The organism is Verrucomicrobiota bacterium (assembly GCA_037139415.1).
Taxonomy (GTDB): Bacteria; Verrucomicrobiota; Verrucomicrobiia; order Limisphaerales; family Fontisphaeraceae; genus JBAXGN01.
This window is the reverse complement of sequence record JBAXGN010000029.1, coordinates 1-21530: the sequence shown is the minus strand read 5'-3', so window position 1 is coordinate 21530 and position 21530 is coordinate 1. Positions and strand designations below refer to the sequence as shown.

At 56.7% G+C, this 21530-nt stretch carries 18 protein-coding genes; 8 read left to right on the top strand and 10 right to left on the bottom strand.

Annotation, left to right across the window (positions count from 1 at the left end):
- Positions 1 to 50 precede the first annotated feature (50 nt).
- Positions 51 to 890, bottom strand: a complete 840-nt coding sequence (lpxI, locus tag WCO56_07180) for a UDP-2,3-diacylglucosamine diphosphatase LpxI (GenBank protein ID MEI7729337.1) — start codon at positions 888 to 890, stop codon at positions 51 to 53.
- 180 nt (positions 891 to 1070) lie between these two features.
- On the opposite strand from lpxI, the gene WCO56_07175 reads away from it, so the two are divergent.
- From WCO56_07175 to groL, 4 genes are all read left to right on the top strand, one after another.
- Positions 1071 to 1958 (top strand): prepilin-type N-terminal cleavage/methylation domain-containing protein, encoded by an 888-nt coding sequence (locus WCO56_07175; protein ID MEI7729336.1) that lies wholly within the window; start codon positions 1071 to 1073, stop codon positions 1956 to 1958.
- 241 nt (positions 1959 to 2199) lie between these two features.
- The gene (gene dnaK, locus WCO56_07170) at positions 2200 to 4143 is read left to right on the top strand and encodes a molecular chaperone DnaK (protein ID MEI7729335.1); all 1944 of its coding nucleotides are present in this window, start codon (positions 2200 to 2202) and stop codon (positions 4141 to 4143) included.
- Positions 4144 to 4221: 78 nt separating this feature from the next.
- Positions 4222 to 4515 carry a co-chaperone GroES gene (gene groES, locus WCO56_07165; protein ID MEI7729334.1) on the top strand — a complete coding sequence of 98 codons (294 nt, stop codon included), beginning with the start codon at positions 4222 to 4224 and terminating at the stop codon, positions 4513 to 4515.
- A 39-nt stretch (positions 4516 to 4554) separates the two neighbouring features.
- Positions 4555 to 6192, top strand: coding sequence for a chaperonin GroEL (groL, locus tag WCO56_07160; GenBank protein MEI7729333.1), 1638 nt, complete (start codon positions 4555 to 4557; stop codon positions 6190 to 6192).
- A gap of 225 nt (positions 6193 to 6417) precedes the next feature.
- Here the strand turns inward: groL and WCO56_07155 are convergent, their stop codons facing one another.
- The 3 genes from WCO56_07155 to WCO56_07145 are packed head-to-tail and all read right to left on the bottom strand — an operon-like array spanning position 6418 to position 8824.
- The gene (locus WCO56_07155; protein ID MEI7729332.1) at positions 6418 to 7275 is read right to left on the bottom strand and encodes a hypothetical protein; all 858 of its coding nucleotides are present in this window, start codon (positions 7273 to 7275) and stop codon (positions 6418 to 6420) included.
- Between the two features lie 3 nt (positions 7276 to 7278).
- On the bottom strand, positions 7279 to 8055 hold the full coding sequence (locus WCO56_07150) for an ABC transporter permease (protein MEI7729331.1): 777 nt from the start codon (positions 8053 to 8055) through the stop codon (positions 7279 to 7281).
- Between the two features lie 4 nt (positions 8056 to 8059).
- A complete protein-coding gene (locus WCO56_07145) occupies positions 8060 to 8824 on the bottom strand; it encodes an ABC transporter ATP-binding protein (GenBank protein ID MEI7729330.1) in 765 nt (254 codons plus the stop codon).
- Between the two features lie 405 nt (positions 8825 to 9229).
- On the opposite strand from WCO56_07145, the gene WCO56_07140 reads away from it, so the two are divergent.
- The 3 genes from WCO56_07140 (at position 9230) to WCO56_07130 (ending at position 14666) form a co-directional block, all read left to right on the top strand.
- Entirely contained in the window at positions 9230 to 9793 is a 564-nt protein-coding gene (locus tag WCO56_07140; GenBank protein ID MEI7729329.1) for a hypothetical protein, read from the top strand.
- A 347-nt stretch (positions 9794 to 10140) separates the two neighbouring features.
- Positions 10141 to 11748 (top strand): selenide, water dikinase SelD, encoded by a 1608-nt coding sequence (gene selD / locus WCO56_07135; protein MEI7729328.1) that lies wholly within the window; start codon positions 10141 to 10143, stop codon positions 11746 to 11748.
- 209 nt (positions 11749 to 11957) lie between these two features.
- On the top strand, positions 11958 to 14666 hold the full coding sequence (locus WCO56_07130) for a glycosyl hydrolase (GenBank protein ID MEI7729327.1): 2709 nt from the start codon (positions 11958 to 11960) through the stop codon (positions 14664 to 14666).
- A gap of 604 nt (positions 14667 to 15270) precedes the next feature.
- On the opposite strand, the gene WCO56_07125 is transcribed toward WCO56_07130, so the two are convergent.
- The gene (locus WCO56_07125; protein ID MEI7729326.1) at positions 15271 to 15822 is read right to left on the bottom strand and encodes a MarR family transcriptional regulator; all 552 of its coding nucleotides are present in this window, start codon (positions 15820 to 15822) and stop codon (positions 15271 to 15273) included.
- Between the two features lie 170 nt (positions 15823 to 15992).
- On the opposite strand from WCO56_07125, the gene WCO56_07120 reads away from it, so the two are divergent.
- Entirely contained in the window at positions 15993 to 17582 is a 1590-nt protein-coding gene (locus WCO56_07120; protein MEI7729325.1) for an NAD(P)/FAD-dependent oxidoreductase, read from the top strand.
- A gap of 92 nt (positions 17583 to 17674) precedes the next feature.
- Here WCO56_07120 and WCO56_07115 read toward each other — a convergent pair whose 3' ends face one another.
- The 5 genes from WCO56_07115 to WCO56_07095 form a co-directional block, all read right to left on the bottom strand.
- Positions 17675 to 18469 (bottom strand): tetratricopeptide repeat protein, encoded by a 795-nt coding sequence (locus WCO56_07115; protein ID MEI7729324.1) that lies wholly within the window; start codon positions 18467 to 18469, stop codon positions 17675 to 17677.
- A gap of 208 nt (positions 18470 to 18677) precedes the next feature.
- Positions 18678 to 19775, bottom strand: coding sequence for a lysylphosphatidylglycerol synthase transmembrane domain-containing protein (locus WCO56_07110; GenBank protein ID MEI7729323.1), 1098 nt, complete (start codon positions 19773 to 19775; stop codon positions 18678 to 18680).
- A complete protein-coding gene (locus WCO56_07105) occupies positions 19772 to 20686 on the bottom strand; it encodes a sugar phosphate isomerase/epimerase (GenBank protein ID MEI7729322.1) in 915 nt (304 codons plus the stop codon). Before WCO56_07105 ends, WCO56_07110 begins: the two co-directional genes overlap by 4 nt.
- 102 nt (positions 20687 to 20788) lie before the next feature.
- Positions 20789 to 20986 carry a 30S ribosomal protein S21 gene (gene rpsU, locus WCO56_07100; GenBank protein ID MEI7729321.1) on the bottom strand — a complete coding sequence of 66 codons (198 nt, stop codon included), beginning with the start codon at positions 20984 to 20986 and terminating at the stop codon, positions 20789 to 20791.
- Positions 20987 to 21141: 155 nt separating this feature from the next.
- The gene (locus WCO56_07095; protein MEI7729320.1) at positions 21142 to 21411 is read right to left on the bottom strand and encodes a YgdI/YgdR family lipoprotein; all 270 of its coding nucleotides are present in this window, start codon (positions 21409 to 21411) and stop codon (positions 21142 to 21144) included.
- Between the last annotated feature and the right edge of the window lie 119 nt (positions 21412 to 21530).

The window sequence follows — 21530 nt, the reverse complement described above, 5'->3', positions numbered from 1 at the left end:
GAGAACCCGTCGGGAATGCGGCGCGGGGTGTCCAGATTCGGGAGTTTCGCCTACCCAGGGTGGTGACTGATCAACGTCACCCGGTATTTCTCGATCATCTGTTTTAGCTCTTCCATTTCCAGCAACAACGTCCGCTCCGCTTCCACCGCGAGCACGGCGACGCCCGTCGTACCGCAAACCTCGATGGTCTTCGGCCCCACGCAGGGAATATCAAACCGCATGTCGTGCTTTTCTTTGGCGACTTTGACCGCCACCGCGCCGCCCTCCTTGCCGGCCAGTTCACCACCGCGTGCCAGGCATTTGTCCGTGCCTTCAAACCCTTCCACCGCCAACACCGTCCCGTTTTTCACCACCACCATCTGGCCGATATCGAGCCGGGAAACTTCCTTGGCGATGCGAAATCCGAACGGGATATCCTCGATTTGGTTCTTCGCGGGTTTGGGTCCAAGTTGGAATCCGGCACCCGGCATCCAAGGGCGCAGCCAGGGAGTGGCTTCCACTAATTCCACCCCCTCCTTATGCAGTTCGTCGGCAATTGCACCGAAAATCGTGTGGGCGTTCTTTTCCTTCAAGCGCAGCAGAAGAGACATGGCGCGCAGGTCGGGCCGCAAATCGAACAAGTTTTTGGGGGCGATCTGCCCCACCATAACACAACGCTGGATACCACGCGAAGTGAAGGCTTCAATGAGTTTCCCCAGTTGCCCGACGCGCAACCAGACGATTTCATCCACCAGCGAGGCCAACTCCGGCTGGGTTTCGTTCTCGAAGGCAACGGCGACGAGACGCTTGACCCCTTGTTGACGCGCCTCGCGAGCCAATAACAACGGCAATGACCGGTTGCCGGCCAGAATGCCCAAGGCGGATGCTTCATGCTGTGCTGAATGCTTCACGGACGGCAGTATGAGCAAAGCTTTGACAGGTCGCAAGCCTGCAAAATTAAGATTCCTTTTGCCCAGACCGATTGAACTGAGGACATGCATGTATTGGAGTTACGACCGTGATTTTTTTGAAAAAACAACTTGGCACTTAACTGACAAGCGTGCTATAGTGACTCTCAGCCTAGATGCCTGATGCGTACAGAATACAAACAGGTTAGCAGCATTTGCCTTTGCGGGCGAATAAGAGGACGCCATCAGTGTGCCTCGGCACAGAGGTTTGAACGGGCGGGGTTCACGGTGGTAGAGCTACTCATCGTCATCGCCATCATCGCAGTGCTGGCTGCAATCATGCTGCCGGCGTTAAATCGTTCCATGGAGCAAGGTCGCAGCATCCATTGCCTGAACAACCTGAAGCAGCTTCAGTTATGCTGGAATATGTATGCGGACGATAACGAAGAGGAGTTGCCGCCGAACTACTTCAACTTCAACCCCGGTCTTAATGTCAGAACCTCTTCCGCTTCGAGTCCTAATAATGTTTCCTGGTGTCCGGGGAACCCACGGGTGGATTTGACCACGGCGAATATTGAAAATGGCAAATTATACCCCTACAATCGTTCTGCACTTATTTACCGGTGTCCTTCGGATCGTTCCTCGGTGGAAGACGCGAACGGGAACCTGATGCCAAAACCCCGCACCCGTAGCTATAATATGAGCGCCTCGGCCAACAGTGATCCCGCACTCCTTGGCATGCCGCCGAACGGAATCCCCTTCTTTAAACGCTTCACTGACATCTTGAACCCCTCTCCAGAGCGTCTGTTTGTGTTGATTGACGAAAACGAAAATGTCTGCTGGGACGCCCAGTTTGGATTGTATCCCGCCAACTCGCGTTGTGGCGACTACTGGTTTGATCAACCTTCTGATCGCCATAATATGGGTGCCAATATTTCCTTTGCCGATGGTCATGTGGAACATTGGCGTTGGGCTTTCCCAAAGATTGTGGAATCCGTTCCGCAGCGATTTGCCAATTCGCAGGATCTCAAGGATTTACGGCGTCTGCAAGCCGTGATGAAAGCCGACTAGCACGTCGCTAACTCTCCCCCCCAAGAAATCGAAGAAGTGTGCCATTCTTGTTCTGTGTTATGCCAAGTTGGCACAACTCAAGTTATCCAGCGCCCTATAGTCGTCCTAAAGAAGATTGATGTTTATTTCATAACTAGTTGTTATACAAATTCTTATGTAAACAGTTATTTTATCGGCACTCATCTTGCTAGGTAGGTCTTGCTAACGGGTTTGTTACTCGAAGCTAAAACATAAGAATTTTATGGCAAAGATTTTAGGCATTGATTTGGGAACCACGAACTCCTGCATGGCCATCATGGAAGGCGGGGAGCCAATGGTTTTGGAGAATTCGGAAGGCAAACGCACCACTCCCTCGGTGGTGGCCTTCACGAAGAACGGCGAACGTCTGGTCGGGGAAGCCGCCAAGCGTCAGGCCGTGACCAATTCCCGTAATACGGTTTATTCCATCAAGCGCTTCATGGGACGCAAGTTTGAAGAAGTGCAGGAAGAAGTCAAACGCGTGCCTTACAAGGTGGTGCGGGCCGCCAACGGCGACGCCCATGTGGAAGTGGACGTGGACGGTCAGCGCAAAGCCTTCAGTCCGCCGGAAGTCTCCGCGATGATTTTGGCCAAGCTGAAAACGGATGCGGAAATGCGACTGGGCGAAAAGATCACCCAAGCGGTAATTACCGTGCCCGCCTACTTCAATGATTCCCAACGCCAAGCCACCAAGGACGCCGGACGCATTGCCGGTCTTGAAGTGCTGCGCATCATCAACGAACCGACCGCTGCCTCACTGGCGTACGGGCTCGACAAAAAGAAGGATGAAAAGATAGCGGTCTATGACTTGGGCGGCGGCACCTTCGATATTTCCGTGCTCGAAATCGGCGATGGCGTGTTTGAGGTTTGCGCCACCAACGGGGATACCCACTTAGGCGGCGATGACTGGGACAACCAGCTCATGGACTGGATTATTGATGAATTCAAGCGCGAACACGGCATTGATTTGCGCAAACAGCCGGATTCACTACAGCGCATCAAAGAAGAGGCCGAAAAAGCCAAGATTGCACTCTCCAGCGCCCAGCAATACGACATCAACCTGCCGTTCATCACGGCAGACGCCTCTGGGCCGAAACACATTAGCACCAAGCTGACCCGTTCCAAAATGGAACAGCTTTGCGATTCTCTTTTTGAGCGCACCATTGCTCCCGTGAAGAACTGTTTGCGGGATGCCAAGGTGGAAGCCGTCAAAATTGATGAGTTGGTTCTGGTGGGCGGCATGACACGCATGCCCCGCGTAGTAGAAGTAGCCCGCACACTGGTCAACAAACAGCCGCATCAAGGCGTGAACCCGGATGAAGTGGTCGCCGTGGGCGCAGCCATCCAAGGCGGTGTGCTGAAGGGTGAAGTGAAAGACGTGCTGCTGCTTGACGTGACCCCGCTATCGCTCGGCATCGAAACGTTGGGCCGGGTGTTCACCAAATTGATTGAGCGCAACACTACGATCCCGACCCGGAAATCGGAAATTTTCTCGACCGCCTCGGACAGCCAGCCAGCGGTGACCATCCGCATCGCCCAAGGCGAGCGCGCAATGTTCCCCGACAACAAGGTGCTGGGCCAGTTTGACTTGGTGGATATTCCCCCTGCCCCGCGCGGCGTACCGCAGATCGAAGTGACCTTTGATATTGATGCCAACGGCATCCTGCACGTCAGCGCCAAAGATCTCGGCACCGGCAAGGAACAGAAAATCACCATCACCGCCGGCAGCGGTCTCGCCAAGGACGATGTAGAACGCTTGCGCAAGGAAGCCGAATCCCATGCGGAAGATGACAAGCGCCAGCGCGAAGAAGTGGAAGTCCGAAACGAGGCTGATAATGCCGTGTATCGCTCCGAAAAAATGCTCAAGGAGAACCAGGATAAAATCCCGGCCACTGACCGGAGCAAAATTGAGGAGGCGGTGAAGGTGGTAAAGGAAGCGCTCAAGGGAAGTGACGCCGCCGCGTTGCGCAGCGCTGCCGACAAGCTCAACGAAGCCTGGCAGGCGGCATCAGCGGAGTTATACCGCGAAGCGGCGGAAAAAGCCAAAGCTGGCAAGGCCGCGCCCGTTACGGAAGGCGCCTCCAGCGACGCCAAGGAGGCGGGTAAGAAAGATCAGGGCCCGATCATTGACGCTGAGGTAGTGGACGAGAAAAAAGGCAAGAATTAACGGATAATTTCCCGCCGCGAGTGCGGCGGGATTAACTGTACCAACCAACAACAACAACAAAACAACAACAAACCGAATATGGCACTTAAAGTGAAACCGCTCGGCGACCGCGTCCTCGTGGAAGCAGTCGAAGAGAAAGAAGCAAAAAAAGGCGGCATTATCATTCCTGATACCGCGAAAGAAAAACCCATCGAATCGTCCGTCGTGGCGCTCGGGACGGGCAAACTCGACGACAATGGCAAGAAGATTGCTTTTGAAGTCAAGGTGGGCGACCGCGTGCTGACCAGCAAATATGGCGGCACCGAGATCAAAATTGACGGCAAGGAATACAAGATCCTGAATTCTGAAGATATTCTGGCCGTACTCGAATAACTTGCAACCACAACCCTAATTTAAACCTAACTAAATACTATGGCAGCAAAACAATTGATTTTTGACGAAGCCGCCCGGCAGGCCATCCTGCGCGGTGTCAGCAAACTCAGCCGCGCCGTCACGGCCACCCTGGGGCCCAAAGGCCGCAACGTGGTGCTCGACAAAAAATTCGGCTCGCCGACCGTCACCAAAGACGGCGTGACCGTGGCCAAGGAAATCGAACTCGAATGCCCCTATGAAAACATGGGCGCGCAGATGGTTCGTGAAGTGGCCAGCCGCACCAGCGACGCCGCGGGCGACGGCACCACCACCGCCACCGTGCTGGCCGAAGCGATTTATCGCGAAGGCCTGAAGTTTGTCACCGCCGGCGCGAACCCGATCGGGCTCCAACGCGGCATCCAAAAGGCCGTTGACGCCGCCGTGAGCCAGCTCGACAAGATCACCAAGAAGGTCAAGGACAAGGAAGAAATCAAGCAGGTCGCCACCGTTTCCGCCAACTGGGACAGTGACATCGGCAAAATTATCGCCGATGCCATGGACAAAGTGGGCAAAGACGGCACCATTACGGTTGAAGAAGCCAAGTCCATCGAAACCACCCTCGAAGTGGTCGAAGGCATGCAGTTCGACAAGGGCTATCTCTCTCCCTACTTCGTCACCAACGCGGAGACGATGGAATGCAAATTCGAAGACCCCTACATCCTGCTGTTCGAAAAGAAAATCAGCAGCCTCAAGGACCTGCTCCCGCTGCTCGAGAAGGTTGCCAAAGCGGGCAAACCGCTGGTAATTCTTTCCGAAGAAGTAGAAGGCGAAGCCTTGGCCACCCTCGTGGTGAACAACATTCGCGGCATCCTGAAGTGCGTCGCCGTCAAAGCCCCCGGCTTTGGTGACCGCCGCAAGGCCATGTGCGAAGACATCGCCATCCTCACCGGTGGCAAGTTCATCACTGAAGACCTCGGCGTCAAGCTCGAGACCGTGGAACTCTCTGACCTCGGCCGCGCCAAGAGCGTGGTGGTGGACAAGGAAAACACCACCCTCGTCGAAGGCAATGGCAAAAGCTCTGAAATCCAGGGCCGCGTCAACCAGATCCGCCGTCAGATCGAGGAAACCACCTCGGATTACGATCGCGAAAAACTCCAGGAACGTCTGGCCAAGCTGGCCGGTGGCGTCGCGGTCATCCGCGTTGGCGCCGCGACGGAATCCGAAATGAAGGAGAAGAAGGCCCGCGTGGAAGACGCCCTGCACGCCACCCGCGCCGCAGTCGAAGAAGGCATTGTCGCCGGTGGCGGCGTGGCCCTCATCCGCTGTCTGCCCGCCATTGACGCCGTCAAAGGCGCCAATGAAGATGAACGCATTGGCGTGGACATCGTCAAGCGCGCGGTCGAGTATCCTTTGAAGGCACTCTCCCGCAATGCCGGTGTCGAAGGCTCCGTCATTGTCGAGGAAGTCAAGCGCCGCAAGGGCAACGATGGTTACAACGTCGCCACGGGCGTCTATGAAGACCTCGTGAAGGCCGGCGTGGTGGATCCGAAAAAGGTCACCCGCACCGCCCTGCAGAACGCGGCGTCCATCGCCGGACTGCTCCTCACCACCGAATGCCTCGTCACCGAGATTCCGGAGAAGGAAAAGAAACCCGCTCCGGCCGGCCATGAAGGCATGGGCGGCGGAATGGACTATTAATCCATTTGCTCTGCGCAACCGGGAAACCGGATAATGCACATTCAAGCGGGACTGGCATCACCAGTCCCGCTTTTTTTCTACGAATCCGCTGTCCAGACTCACTTGATGGGAATTCCCACCGGAAGCACGCCTGCCATTGGGGAGCGGGGTTCTTGAGCCAGTTCCAATCACCGCCGACGAGAAACGCCGCATAAGGCCCCGGCGTCGGTAAAAAGTCCATTACGGCTATTTGCCGCCGGGTTTAGCCATGAGTTCACGAACTTCCTGGATTTGCTTGTCAATGGCGTCTGGATTGGGTGTAAGGGATCGCAACTCACGCAAATAATCAAGCACTCGCGACCAGTTGGAAACCTGACGTTCTAAAAAGACCAACTGTCCTAAAATTTGTTCCAGCAGGAACGGGTCCGACTCCGGTTTGGCTGCCTCGTTTTCCCGCCACTTGCGCAACGCCAATTCCTGGACATTGCGAGAGCGCATCAGGTCATGATGTTCATCCAAAAAAATCCGTCCAAGCTCGAATAGAATTTGCGCATTGCCGGGATTATTGCGTAGTCCCTCGCGCAAAAACTGTTCGGCAACTTCCGGACGTTTCATGCTCTTGCGCAACCAGAAAGCCGCCACCGTGTACGTTTCAATCCGCTGCGGGTCCAATTCGGCGGCCACTTTCAGCCAAGGCAAAATTTCCCGTTCGCTCCCCTGAGTTTTATCGTCGGCATGAACATGCGTGGAGGGGTGAAAATTCCGCTCAAAGGAATCCAGCCAATCCAATGGCTTGGTGCCGCGAAAGAACGCGCCTTCGTCGTGTTCCGCCTGCAACCCGGCATCCTCGGCCATGTGGATCTGCCCGCGTTCATTCGATTGCAGATCAAAAATGCCCGGATAAAAGCCCATGTGGTAATACACATCCGCCTTGACAAAGAAATGATTGGAAAATAAGCGCCGACTGTCGCCAAAAACCGTGGCGAGCAGACTGTCATTGCGCCCGCGCGCACCCGACCACTGCTGATGCCACGGTACCAATCCCGCCGCCATGGAAAAGGCCAGCGTTAACAACAAGGCAAACAGGTACACAGGTCCAGCCATGGGTCAGTCCAAGGTTGTGCGCCGAAACTTCAGGCAGGCGGCTAACAGAAACAGGGCGGCATATACGGCCGCGTATAAGTGCAGCATCAGCCAGGGGCACCAAGGGGCCACCGGCCAGTTATGAATCACCAGGTCCCGGAGGTCAAACAGCTCGAGATGCGGCAAAAGATAATATAGGGTGTACACCAAGGTCTGCTGCGGTTCGGGCATCCCCAAGGCCACCTTGTTCAAATGCCGTCCCACGGTCAGAATGCCAATCACCACCACCAAACAGATCGTACCATTACTGGAAGGAGCCGCGAATACCAGGGAACCCAGCAACGCCATGGCGACAATGACCCCCAAGGCCAGCCAATGCGCCCCAAGTGCCTGAAGGTAGCTTCCCACCGGCAGATAATGTTCGCGAGAACCGCTGATTACCGCGAAAAACAGGTAGAACAATAGCAGCGCCATTCCCATGGCGAACCAGCAGCCAAAAAATTTACCCAGCACCACTTGATCACGCGTGACCGGTTTGGCCAGCAGAGGAAAAATGGTGCGATTCTCCCGCTCGGAGGGAAGTTGGCGCGCCGCTGTGGTAATCGCCATCACCAGCGAAGAGACCCAGATCAGCAGTAGGCAAATTTCCTTCAGATATCGGACAATCTTGTCATCGCCAAAAAAATTCACCGAGCCCATAATCAGGACAATCAAGGCCGTGAGCACGAACAAGACATAAAAATCCTTGCGCCGGATCATCTCTCGGAGCACCACTCCAGCGATGGCTAGGATGTTTTGCATACGCTTAAGCAGTCGCCGCCGGGGCGTTCACGTACCCGATGGCTTTCAGAAAAATTTGTTCGAGATTACCCTGATATTGCCGCGTGAGATCAGCCACCCGGCCTTCCACTTTCAACTCTCCCCGGCACAAGATACCCACCCGATCACAAACCGTCTCCACCTCGCCCAATTCATGCGATGAAAAAAATACCGTTTTCCCTTCACTTTTCAACCGCTGGATAATATCCCTGACCTGCATGCGCCCCACCGGATCAAGACCACTGGTGGGCTCATCCAAAATTAAGAGATCCGGGTTATTAATCAGCGCCTGGGCCAACCCGACTCGCTGCATCATGCCTTTGGAATACGTTTTGATCTGCCGCTGCCGCACCGCCTCCAATTCCACCAGTTTCAGAACCGCATCAATGCGGCGGTTGGCCTCTACGGAAGGCAATTGAAACAACTTGGCGTAAAACCGCAGCAACTCCTCAGCGGTCAGGAACTTGTAATAATAGGTCAATTCCGGAAGATACCCAATGCGTTGACGGGCAATCGGCTGGCTGGCATCCACCCCGAAGATGCTGGCGGACCCGCTCGCGGGTTTGAGAAAACCGAGCAGCACCTTCATGGTGGAAGTTTTCCCGGCGCCATTTGGCCCGAGAAACCCAAACACCTCACCGGCAAGCACCCGCAGGCTCAAGTTGTTGACTGCCAACTTGACGCCACCACCCTCACGGTCGCGATACTCAACCTTGAGGTTTTCGATTTGAAGTATCGTTGCTATCGCCATAAATCACACCTAAATATACGACCGGATTTTGGCCCGGACGTTCACGGAAATCAAGCAACAACCGCAATCGAATTTTTTACTTTTACCAACCGGAGCCGCCTCACGAGCTTGATTGAACCATCCAACGGATGGGCGTTATGGCTGGATGAAGCGTCCATTGGTCGAATCTCAGCATCCCGATGGCTTGGCGTCTGGCAGAAGTAATGCATCGGGGAACACGACCAGCCACGGGCATAAGCGTATTTTAACGCCGGCATCCTGCCAAAATAACCTGGTGTAAACGGACCAAAATAATAAAAGCGATATAGTTCGCTTTCTCATAATTGCAGAGTACTATAAGTGCGGTTTTTGGACCTTGGTGCAATCGGTTTAGGATGGCCTCGCTTCATTTACCGATAAAAAACCATGAATAACATAAAAACATTGCAGGAATTCCCGTTCACGCTCAAACCGGTTACCATCGGCAGCGGCGTCCATCAGGGCGAAACCGAAATTCACCTTCAAGAGCAGTTCTCCCCCGCTAAAATGGAGGGAACCACCCGCGTTGCCCCAGCAAGCGTCGGAACCAGAAACAATGCCGAAATGGCCCTGGTGCTCTTCCAAAAGAACCCGTCCATCGCGGAGACCGACGTGCTCTGCGGCCCCTGCATCGTGCGTACTACCGAAGGCCTCCAAGTTGGAAGTCTCAGCGGACACCACGGCACACCGGACAGCATGTGCGTTGTCATATCAGGCCTCAAACGCCTCGCCGGACGCACCCTGGTCATGGCGCGACTGGCCGCTTCGAAAGCCAAACTATCCCAGAAGTACAGTCGCTTGGCGGCCAAATGCGGCAGCACAGGCAGAAGGGTTGTTTTGACCGATAAAGCGATCAGTTTCCGTACGGCAGCCCACAACCAGTGGTTGAAGGCCTTCCAAACTCTGGCCCGGGTAACCACCGCCGCAACCACAAAACCCAGTACCAACTGATTGAACCACACGAAGGGGGCACCCGTAACCATGGGCTGCTAATGATTCACAACAGGTTGCCCCTGTTATCGTGCCCTCTTTTTCAATCTATCCGTTCAAGGCAACAAAATAGGTTGCCAACTGGTTCAGCCACGCAACGTCGACGTTGTCTTCGGCAAATTGGCGTCATGGCCAAGCGCATCGCTTCTCAACGTCAAAGGAGGGCAGGCGAATTTTATTTCGCCACCGCACTGCTGGGTTGCTTTCCCGAGTAAACCTCGGTTATAAAAGCCGCCGATGCCAGTGCTGTACCAACATGATTCAGAGAAGCAGGTGACCCGCCCGCCTTGCGGGTATTTTGCGTTGGCATGATCCCGATGAAAATTGATTTTGCCAAACGCAGACGGGTGATGGAGTTGTCGCAACGGCTGGGCCACTGTATCTGTGATCCCCGACGCCCCTGCCCTTGCGACGTGTTCCGCGACCAGGGAATTTGCCCGTGCGCGGGAGAACGGCCCGAGCAGGTGGAGCTTTCCCAAGTCAAACTCACGCAACTGGTGCATAACGCCGGCTGCGCTTCCAAGATCGCCCCCGCCGATCTGGAGGCCGCCCTCGCACGATTGCCGGCCGTGAACGATCCAGCGGTCATCTCAGGTTTGGCGGCGGCGGATGACGCCGCCATTTATCGCATCTCCGATACCCTTTGCCTGGTGCAAACCGTGGATGTGTTCACCCCTTGCGTGGACGATCCCCATCTCTTTGGCCGTATTTGCGCGGCCAACTGCCTTTCCGATATTTACGCCATGGGGGGAGAACCCCGCACAGCGCTGAACATTCTCGCGTTTCCATCGGAAACCTTGCCGGGCGAAGTCATGTATCAAATGCTCGCGGGTGCCATGGAGGTGCTCGGCCAGGCAGGCGTGGCGCTGATCGGAGGACACAGCCTCAAGGATCCAGAGATCAAGCTTGGATTCGCCATCACCGGAACCATTGACCCAGCCGTGGCCCGCGCTTTGGAAACTCCCAAGGTCGGCGACTTGCTGGTCCTCACCAAGCCGCTGGGCACCGGGGTCTTGATTTTCGCGCGGCAGATTGGAAGGGAATTTCCTGCAGGCCTGGCGGCGGCGGAAAAATCCATGGCAACCCTCAACCGAGCCGCTGCCGAAGCGATGCGGCAATCCGGCGCTTCCGCCTGCACCGATATCACCGGCTTTGGTCTGTTCGGCCATCTCTTTCGGATGCTGCGCCAGGGCAAACTCACTGCCCGGATTGCCGCCAATGCCCTGCCGTCGTTTGATGGCGTGTTGGACGCCTTCCAGCAAGGCATCATCCCGGGCGCGGTGGAACGGAACCGGGAATTTGTCGGTGAGGCGTTGCAGATTGCCGCCGACGTGGTGGAGGCGCGTGTACACCTCGGCTTTGACGCACAAACTTCCGGCGGCCTGCTGATTGCCATTCCGCCGGATCGCCTGGCAGCGTTGCAACGTTCCCTGGCGGAGCGTGGCTGCGATGGCTGCGTTATTGGCCAAATCACCGGCCCGTCGGACGGGCGGATTGAGGTGACCGCCGACCTGCCACCTGATTTGTCAGCATTACCCGTTAATTCTCAAACCACCCTCGACACCATGAATACACCATCACCTGCTCCCGACGCCCACCCGCCCGGCTGTTGTGCGGACGTGTTCAACGCTCCCCACGCGCCTAGTTCCGTGGGGGAATCCCAAAAGGCGTTTGCCGCGCTCATCCGCTCCGTGCAAGGCCCCGGCGTGCTGGATGAAAAGACCAAGGAACTCATCCTCTTCAGCCTGGTGATTTACAGCCGGTGCCATCCCTGCTTTGACGCGCATTATGAGAAAGCCCTCAAGTTGGGGCTTACCCAGGCCCAATTGGATGAAGCCGCCTGGTGCGCCATTGCCTTGGGGGGCGCTCCGGTGCGCATGTTCTACCAAGAATCGCTGGCCAAAACAAAAGCCTGATGGTGTAGCGGGGCATGTGACGGTAGGCGATGATGCGGTGTCAGGCGGAGGCTCGACGGTGCATCCTTCTGCCGGATTGGCAAGCGATCCATCATCAGCGGAAGTTCCATTTTGCCCCGTAGCGTCCCAAACCAGCACCAAGGTGTGCCAAATCGCTACAATAGCCTCTTTTTAAGTGACAAATGGGGAATTTGGGGAACAATCACCGCATGAAATTGCGTTTGTGTCATCTCGGAATGGCCATGGCCTGGCTGGGAACATTTGCGGCCAGCGCCGATTCCTTCGCCTGGCCACCAATCACCCGTGAATGCCGCCCAGGCGGTTACTGGTGGTGGATGGCCAGTGCCGTGGATACCAATAACCTCAGCCGCGAGATGCAACGGTATCACGACGCCGGCATGGGCGCGGTCCATATTATCCCCATCTATGGTGCCAAAGGTTGGGAAGAGAAGTACATTCCCTATCTCAGCCCCCAATGGATGGCCATGCTGCGCCATACCGTAACCGAGGGGCAGCGGCTGGACTTGAATGTGGATATGACCACGGGCACCGGCTGGTGCTTTGGCGGGCCACGAGTCACGGCTCAGGAAGCCAACGCCGCCGTCGTTGTGAATGTCACCGAGGTCAAGCCGGGGGCGCGGCTGCTTGAAAAATTTGACCGGAAGTCCATTCAGGCTTTAATGGCGTTTTCCCCGGATGGCAAGGCGCTTGAACTCACCGGGAAAATCGGTGTCGATGGCATGGTCGCCTGGGTGGCGGAGGGCGGGCCATGGACGGTTTATGCGGTGTCTCAAAAGCCTTCCGGCCAGAAGGTCAAACGGGCCGCGCCCGGCGGCGAAGGCCACATGCTGAATCTGTTTTACGCCGACGGAATGAAAAACTATCTGCGCTGGTTTGATGAGGCATTTGCCGGTTACCAAGGCCCCAAACCGCGCGCCGTGTACCATGATTCGTATGAATACCGGTCCGATTGGGCGCCGGATTTGTTTACCAAGTTCGCGCAGCGTCGCGGGTACCGGCTGGAGCAAGAGTTGCCCGCGCTGTTTGGCAAGGCCACGAACGAGCACACCGCCCGGATAAAATGTGATTATCGCGAGACCATTTCCGATCTCATGGCGGAGGAAACCATGCCGCTTTGGACGGCGTGGGCGAAAAAGAACGGTTTCCTCACGCGCAACGAGGCGCATGGTTCCCCAGGCAACCTGCTCGATCTGTACGCCCTGGCGGACATCCCGGAATCCGAGATGTTTTTTAAGGATCGCAATAAGCTGATTTCCAAGTTTGCCTCCTCCTCCGCCCATGTGGCGGGGCGAGCGTTGGTAGCCAATGAAACCGGCACCTGGCTCCAGGAACATTTCACCGAGACGCTCGGGGATATGAAATATCTGTTGGACGATCTGTTCGTCAGCGGCATTAACCATATTTTTTATCACGGCACCTGCTACTCGCCGGATGAGGCGGAGTGGCCCGGCTGGGTATTCTATGCCGCGTTCGAGATGAATCCGCGCAATTCCGTCTGGCAACATGTTTCCGCGTTGAATGCGTATGCCGCCCGCTGCCAATCCATCTTGCAGGCCGGACGCCCGGACAATGATGTTTTACTCTACTGGCCCATTTATGACTACTGGCAGACTCCCGGCGGGCGGGTGCTCAACATGACGGTTCATGCGCGTGACTGGTTCGAGGCGCAACCCCTCGGCAAAGCGGCCGAGCATCTCTGGAATCGCGGGTACGCCTTTGATTATATCTCGGACCGCCAGTTGGCCGGAACCACGGTGGCCGAGGGCCGCCTCAAGACCGCCGGTGCCGCGTATCGCGTGGTGGTGGTGCCGCGCTGCCAGGTCATGCACCTGCCAACGTTTGAACAATTGGTGGCCCTGGCGGAAGCGGGGGCGACGGTTATCTTTGAAGGCCAACTGCCGACCGATGTGCCTGGCTGGGGAAACTTGGAGACGCGGCGCGCGGCGCTGCATAAAACGCTGGCCCGGCTGCAACCGGGCAAGTCCGGCGACGGCGTGTCGCAAACCATCGTGGGCAAGGGCCGGGTGGTGTGCGGCGACTTGGAAGCCGCGTTGGCTGCTGCCCAAGTTGGGCGCGAATCTCTGGTAGATCATGCGGGCCTGTATTTCATCCGGCGCACGCATGAAGGCGGACGCCACTACTTCATCGCGAATCGTTCGGAACAACCGGTAACGGGTTGGGTACCGTTGAACGACTCCGCCGTCTCAGTTGTGCTGATGGACCCCATGAACGGCCAGACCGGGCTGGGGGCATTGCACAAGCAGGCGCGTGGCGGAATTGCAGTTTACCTCGACCTGACGCCAGGCGCCTCCATGGTGCTGCGCACCTTCAATACCGGGGTGACGGGCGAACCTTGGCCCTATCAAAAAACGCTCGCGCCCCAAACCACGCTGACGGGTTCCTGGCAGGTCACCTTCTTGCAAGGGGGGCCGGAATTACCCGCGCCCTTCCAGACCGATCACCTGGCATCCTGGACGGAACTGGGCGGTACCAACGCGCAACGGTTCGCGGGCACTGCGCGGTACACGCTCTCTTTCGATGCCCCGCCGTCCAGCAGCTCACAGTGGATTCTGGATCTTGGCCGGGTTTGCCAGAGCGCGCGCGTGTACCTGAATGGACGCGACCTGGGCACCTTGTTCATCCCGCCGTTCCAAGTCTCAGTCGGACCATTGAAACCGACGGGCAACCAATTGGAAATTGAAGTGGTCAACGTCTCCGCCAATCGCATTCGCGATCTGGATCGGCGCAAGGTCAAATGGCAGAACTTTCATGACATCAATTTCGTCAACCTCGATTATAAACCCTTTGACGCCTCCAACTGGCCATTGACCGACTCCGGGTTGCTAGGCCCCGTAACCCTCACCCCAGCCGGACCAAAACCCATCGCCACCCCATAACTCCGTACGGTGGGTTACTACTCGGTTCCACCATCAATTACCGAGGCGGGACTTCCACACGCTGGCCGGTCAAAGATCGAAGGCTGCACCGGAAATATTTTCGGGCAAAAAATGACCAACCAATAGAAACCGGGAGCAAGTTGGTTTGGCGAATTAATCTAGTTATTTATACCAAGCACCGCCACCCTGAGCCAGACTGATGCGTATCAACAAATCATTCAGTGCCGCTCGCGTGCTGCCATCCGGCAGCTCCGGCAAACGGCTTGTAACCTTCACCGTTTAAGTTGCTGAGCGTTACGGAATATCAAAAAACGGAATGCACCGGTGATGTTTATGCCGAACGGCGGTCGGGGAGAACGAACGGGCAACCGGCGGTTCGCCAGCGAAAGCGGATTTCAATTTCTGCCATAGCCCGGTGGCAGTCTGGGTCGGCGGGGAAGCGCAGGGGGGAGCATGGTTTGGTGATTGGCACGCAGGTGGAATCTGAGAATTCATGGTTCAATAATTCAAGATGGGAGCTTCAAAGCTGGCCGGGTATGGCATTCTGGTTTTCGGCGTTCGCACTTCGGATTTCAGCAACTCATCATGCGGGACAACGTTATTTTCACTTCATGGTCCGTTCTTTTCCGCCAATCCCCAAGATCCTCAGCGCCTTATCCCCCAGTTTCACCAATTTGCCAAGCGAACCGCGCGGCCAGAGCCGCACTTGGGCATACCAAGCATTGGTGGTTTCAAAAAACTCGGTCAACTCCCGCAGCCGTTCCTCGGTATATGGGTCGGCGACCTTGTTTTGTTCGGCGTCAATCAGGCAATCACGCAACAACGTGAGGGTCGGGTCCAATTCGCGCTTTTTACGCTCGTCCAACACCGCGCGAAACATCTCCCAGACATCCTTCATGGATTCAAAGTGATCGCGTTTGTCACCCATGACATGCACCAGGCGGATAACGCCCCAAGCCTGCAATTCCTTGAGGCTGGTGCTGACATTGGAGCGGGCCACGGCCAGGGTATCGGCGATCACTTCCGCCGGCAGCGGCTGGGGCGAGATAAAGAGCAGGGCGTGAATCTGGGCCACCGTGCGGTTGATGCCCCACCGGGTGCCCATTTCCCCCCAGTGAAGGATGAACTTTTGTTGCACCGAATTTAATGTCTGCATAGTTCTGTAATTTCTGTCAGTACAGAAATTGCCGTATAACTGAGCGTCCGGCAAGTATTTATTGGTCCGGCGAGATTCAAAAACCTGGTGCCTAAGCGCAAAAGTGCGAATTCAAGCGCCCGCCAGTTGACATCACACCAGAAAGAACGCAAATTCACCGGCCATTGACTGTGTCCAACAATAATTTTGCAGAGGGTCGCGGAAGCAACCACAGCGACCAGGGTCTGAACGCCGCCGGGAAACCGGAGGTCACGGGCCAGGGCTCCGACCGTAAACTCATCATTGGCGGAGGACTAGCGGGGCTGGCCTGCGGCTGTTACCTGCAAATGAACGGGTTCCAGAGCGAGATTATCGAGGCTGACCTTGTGCCGGGCGGCCTGTGCGCCGCCTGGGATCGCGGTGCGTACACGTTTGATGGTTGCCTGCGCTGGTTGGTCGGCACTGATCCCGATTCAGCCTTTCACCGGATTTGGCGGGAATTGGGCGCCATTGCCGGACGCACCGTGATCAATCACGACAGCTTCATGCGCATCGAGGGGCAGAACGGCAAAGCCGTTTCCGTGCCTGCCAGCCTGGACGAACTGGCACGCGAGTTCAAACGCATCGCCCCCGAAGACACCAAGCGCATTGATACGCTCCTAAGGGCGGCGCGACGATGTGCGAGCCTCGAACCGCCCATGGAAAAACCGTTGGAGTTAATGACCCCGTTTGAAAAAATCAAGCTGGGACTCCGCTACCTGCCGACAGTACCAGTGGTCCTGGCCTGGAAGAACCGGACGGTGGACGCCTACCTGGCAACGTATCAAAACGAGTTCCTGCGCCAAGCCCTGATGGCCATTGCCGGCGACGGACGCACCTCGGCCATGGTGCTGGTGATGTTGTTGGCGTGGCGTTCCAGGAAAAACGCCGGCTATGTCACCGGCGGGTCGCGGGCTTTCATCCAGGCAATTGCCGACCGCTATGTCCGACTCGGCGGGCACATCCGGTGCAACACCCGCGTGGTTTCAGTGACGGTCGAGCATGGCCGGGCCACGGGCGTACGTTGCGCGGATGGAACGGTCATTCCCGCCGCCACGGTGATTTCCTGCGCGGACGGGCGCACGACGATTTACCAGATGCTTGAGGGCCGGTTTGTGGATCGCAAGACCAGTGATGCCTACGCAGCGGGGGATGTGTTTCCGGGCCATATTCAGGTCTCCCTGGGGATTCAGCAAACCTTTCCAGACGCGCCCCATACGCTCAGCCTTCCCCTGTTCCAACCGCTGCGAGTGGACGATCAAACGCACCATGCCCGGCTCCCAATTTCCGTGTTCACTGCCGACGCCGGACTGTGCCCGGAAGGCTGCACGGTGATAACCATTGGCCTGCGCTGCCGGTGCGAATTCTGGACCGCCCTGCGAAAAGACAACTTCGCCGCCTATCAGCGGGAAAAGCAATCGCTGCTACAACAGATCGTCGCCGCACTCGATATTCGTTTCCCCGGCCTGGCCCAGCAGGTGGAAGTTTCCGATGTCGCCACCCCCGCCACCTTTGTGCGCCACACCGGCAACTGGTTGGGCAGTTGCCAGGGTTGGATGCCGACGCCGCGCGTCGTGGGCTGGCTGCCCCCCCGCACGCTGCCTGGACTAAAAGAGTTTTACATGGCGGGCCACTGGGTCGAACCAGGCGGTGGCCTGCCCTACGCCGCGCTCTCCGCCCGTTACGCTGCCCAGATGATCTGCGCCAGCCACGGCCGCCCCTTCACCACCACGGAAGTGTAAAGCAAACGACGTCCTGCATTTATTGACGCCGCATGGAATTGCCCCGAGCGCACACCCAGAGGTGGTTCGGGCGAATCATAGCTGACAGCAATTCACGGCACCGGGGTCAACTTCTTCGGCTTGAACTCCCGCTCCCGTTTTTTTCCCTCCGCAATTTGAACCTGGGTCAGCGCGCTTTCCAAGATCGCCAGGTTGTTTCTGGCCAGTTCATCACCCTGTGTCGCCGCCAGCAGCCACCACTTGTAGGCCTCCACTTCATCCTTTGCCACCCCCTGACCATTCGCGTAGCAGTTGCCCAGTTTGGACTGCGCCCCGGCTAGATTCTGCTCCGCCGCCTTGCGAAACCACTTCGCTGCCTCCGCTTCATCCTTCGCCACCCCTTGGCCGAGGAAGTAAAGGACGCCCAGATTGTTTTGCGCGTCAGCGCTGTTTTGCTCGGCGGCCTTACGCCACCATTTGATCCCCTCCGCCTCATCCTTAGCCATCCCACGGCCTTTGAAATAGTAGAAACCCAGATTAATTTGTGCCTTGGCGTGATTTTGTTCGGCGGCTTTGCGAAACCACTTGGCCGCCTCGCCCTCATCCTTGGCGACGCCCTGACCATGTTCGTAGCAGACACCAAGATTAAATTGTGCCGGGGCATCATTCTGCCCGGCGGCTTTGCGGTACCAGTTTACGGCCTGCTGGTAATCCTTCGCCACGCCGCCTTTGCCACTATAAAACACTTCGCCCAGTTGATTTTGCGCATGGGCATCGCCCTTTTCCGCCTTGGCCCGGATTTCCGCCAACAACTGGCGGTCTGCCGACTCTTGATTGGAGCACGACGTTAGCCCGAGCATCACCAGGATCATGCCATAACCGAGCAGCCATCCATTGAGTTTCATCATAATCAGGATTTTGGTCCACCGCCATTCATAGCATGGCCAGACTAGGGCCTCCTGGACCCTTTTCAAGCATTTTCCAACGCCCCCTGCCACGTGCGCGATTTGATGCGCAAAGTGCGGCCCAACACCTTGACGGGCACACTTCACCGGGCGGACGGGCACTGGCCGGTGCCGGCCACTTTAGCCGCGCAACGCGATGGCCCTGCGATGCTCACTCCACCGGCGCTTCCGTTACTTCTTTGAGATGGTGACGTTCCCGGAGACTGACATACACCACGCCGCCGACAAGGCTCCAGAACAGACTGCCGGCGTAGGCCAGCAGCGAGAGCGACAAGGCGGCGGTTGCCGGCACCCGCAACTCCGGCACCGCCAGCATCAAGACAAATAAATTTTCGCGCACCCCAAGGCCGCTGGGAGTGATGGGCAAGGCGGAGATGCAAATGATAGAGGGAACGATCAGGCACAAGGCCATCCAGGAAATGGTCAAGCCAAGGCCGTTTGCCAGAATAATGAATTGGATCACACAGGCAACATTCAATAGCATGGAAACAGCGAGTGTGCGCAGGAGAAAGCCAGGCGCTTTGCCAAATTCACGGCACGAATCAATCGAACGCTCCAGCCATTCGCCCTTGGGCAGACGGCGAAGCCGTTCCCGCGCTCCCGGCCAGCGTTTGGTAACTCCGCCCCAGAAGGAGAGGGTGACCAGCACAGTACAGGCGCATAGCATAGCCATCACCAGCCCAACGGTGGCCAGCAGTTTTTCATGTTCCCGCAGCAGGGACCAGTTGGGGATCATCATCATGCCGGCAAAGAGCAGCATGGCCCACAAGCCGATCAGGCGGTCGGCAAAAACCGTAACCACCGCTTCGGTCTTTCGGTGATGGGTTTCCCGTGCGGCGTAATAGGCCTTGATCAGATCACCACCGGTGGACCCAAGTAAAAACGAGTTAAAAAAATGCGCCACCAGGGAAATTTCAGCGGCCCGCCCCACGGAAAGGTTCAAGCCCTGCACTTGCAGCACCATCCGCCAGCGCAAGAAACCAAACACGATGGTGGTCCCCATGACGAGCGTGGCCAGGGCAAAGTTAGCCAAGCTGATCTGATGGATGGTTTTCCAAAGTTCGGCGGGACCATGACCCCAAGCAAGGTGCCACTGGTCCCGGGCGGGCATCTGCTCCCAGACTTTTCCCTGGGCTTGCACCCAGGTTTTGGCCTCATTGGTGAAGATCGCGTGAAAAATCCAGAGCATCAGCAGTCCGCAGACCACCAACCGCCACGAGACGTTCCAGATTTTGCGCGGCGCACTCACTCTTCGCCCCAGATCGCCTTGATATGCTTGACGCCCGCCAAGGCGTCTTCCGCAGTCATGCGCGGACTGTACTCAAACACCTTGATGTGTTCCGGCTTCACCATGGGCTTGAGGGCGGCAAAATCAATCATGCCGGAGCCAGGCGCCTGATGGTCGCGGCCAGGAAATTTTACATCATGAATATGGAAACCAGCCAGGCGGTCAGCCAAACCCTCGAGATGCATGGTGTGATAGATGAAACCCAAATTCTCTTTGATTTGGGCGTGCCCGGTGTCATGCCAATAGGCGACCGTGGGATTGGGAAATTCACGGAAAAAAAACGGATAATCACTCTCCAGCGGCACCTCTTCCAGCGCTTCCCGGTTCTCAATCCCCAAGCGCACGCCGTGCTTTTCGGCCTCGGCCGCCAACCGATGCAACAATTCATACGCCACTTCGAGATGCTTATCTTTTTTCTCCTCGCGCAGCGCCATCAATTCGGCGCAAAGTTTCTCGTATTTGGGCGTTTCCCGCTCATGCTCGCCCACCATGTCCAGCAACCGTTCGGTGTATTCCTTCATTTCAATGGCCCCTAAGTGCAGCACCACCACCTTCGCCTGGAGCCGCGCCGCCATTTCGATGGTCTTGAACGTGTGGCGCTGGGCGTTCTCGCGTTCGCGTTGATCCAACGAGGTGAATTTAAAAATATTGGGCGCCGCCCGCTCCACCCCCAACGGCAACGGGCAAAAATTGTGCAGGGTGGATATTTTGATTTCCCCCGCCTCCACCGCCTCGAAAATACCCGGCAACAGGCTGATGCGTATGCCATGACTTAACTCGGCATACTCAAAACCCAGCTCCCGGATTTCCCGCAACATGGCACGGCCATCCGTGTGGCGGTGCGAATTCCAACAAGTGGATAACGAATACATACGTATATGAGACCAAGTTTATCTCAACCGGTTCAAAGAGTAAAAACAAAAAAGCCGGGCAGGAAACAATCAGTCCTGCCCGGCGCTGAAATCAGCCGCAGATTACATATCCGCGTAACGAGCACTCAACATCGCGCTAAACCGCGCGACCTTTTCTTTGCGCCGCCGTCGTTCACTCGGCTTTTCGTAATGACGATGATTGCGCACTTCTTTCAAAGTGCCTTCACGGTCAATCCGCTTTTTCAGCCGCCGTAACGCTTTGTCAACCGGCTCGCCTTTTTTTAATCGAATTTCAGTCAATCTAATTCACATCCTTCCCGGTATTCATGGGCCGGCCGGACCTTCCCGGACCGAACCAGCCTCAAGCCAAAAGGAGCGGAAAAAATAGGGGGCCACCGGCTCCCTGTCAACCGGGAAAAACAGCAACTGCTCACCCCCACATCGGCGCACCAGGATCAGCGATAGGACCTGGATTTGAAATGGGGGCCATCGCTGGAATCCGAGCCCCAGCCAACCGGAGCAATTTCCTTCACCCGCATGGCCGACACGGCCACTTGCTTTCCCGTGGCGTCCGTAAATACATAACGCCCCGATTGTTCGTCCAATTTCGGTTTGCCTTTGGCGGTGATGACCGTGCCATTGCTGAGGGTCACATTGTACCGCGTCATGCAACCAGCCAGCAGCAAACAACCCGCCAGAAACAGAATCATATAGCATTTCATCATGCCTGAACATATCACCCACCGCCTGACCAAGCCAGCACTCATTCAATAAACCGTGATCCCTTGCCAGGGCTGACTCATCTGGATTTGGGTAGGAGGTAGCTCAGTCGGTGCAACCGGCT

Bases quoted from the DNA above. Each gene is read 5' to 3' on its own strand.
- groL (MEI7729333.1), top strand. From the start codon at position 4,555: ATGGCAGCAAAACAATTGATTTTTGACGAAGCCGCCCGGCAGGCCATC.
- WCO56_07140 (MEI7729329.1), top strand. From the start codon at position 9,230: ATGAATAACATAAAAACATTGCAGGAATTCCCGTTCACGCTCAAACCG.
- WCO56_07155 (MEI7729332.1), bottom strand. From the start codon at position 7,275: ATGGCTGGACCTGTGTACCTGTTTGCCTTGTTGTTAACGCTGGCCTTT.
- WCO56_07145 (MEI7729330.1), bottom strand. From the start codon at position 8,824: ATGGCGATAGCAACGATACTTCAAATCGAAAACCTCAAGGTTGAGTAT.
- WCO56_07115 (MEI7729324.1), bottom strand. From the start codon at position 18,469: ATGATGAAACTCAATGGATGGCTGCTCGGTTATGGCATGATCCTGGTG.
- groES (MEI7729334.1), top strand. From the start codon at position 4,222: ATGGCACTTAAAGTGAAACCGCTCGGCGACCGCGTCCTCGTGGAAGCA.
- WCO56_07175 (MEI7729336.1), top strand. From the start codon at position 1,071: ATGCGTACAGAATACAAACAGGTTAGCAGCATTTGCCTTTGCGGGCGA.
- WCO56_07150 (MEI7729331.1), bottom strand. From the start codon at position 8,055: ATGCAAAACATCCTAGCCATCGCTGGAGTGGTGCTCCGAGAGATGATC.
- WCO56_07125 (MEI7729326.1), bottom strand. From the start codon at position 15,822: ATGCAGACATTAAATTCGGTGCAACAAAAGTTCATCCTTCACTGGGGG.
- dnaK (MEI7729335.1), top strand. From the start codon at position 2,200: ATGGCAAAGATTTTAGGCATTGATTTGGGAACCACGAACTCCTGCATG.
- WCO56_07105 (MEI7729322.1), bottom strand. From the start codon at position 20,686: ATGTATTCGTTATCCACTTGTTGGAATTCGCACCGCCACACGGATGGC.
- WCO56_07130 (MEI7729327.1), top strand. From the start codon at position 11,958: ATGAAATTGCGTTTGTGTCATCTCGGAATGGCCATGGCCTGGCTGGGA.
- WCO56_07095 (MEI7729320.1), bottom strand. From the start codon at position 21,411: ATGATGAAATGCTATATGATTCTGTTTCTGGCGGGTTGTTTGCTGCTG.
- selD (MEI7729328.1), top strand. From the start codon at position 10,141: ATGATCCCGATGAAAATTGATTTTGCCAAACGCAGACGGGTGATGGAG.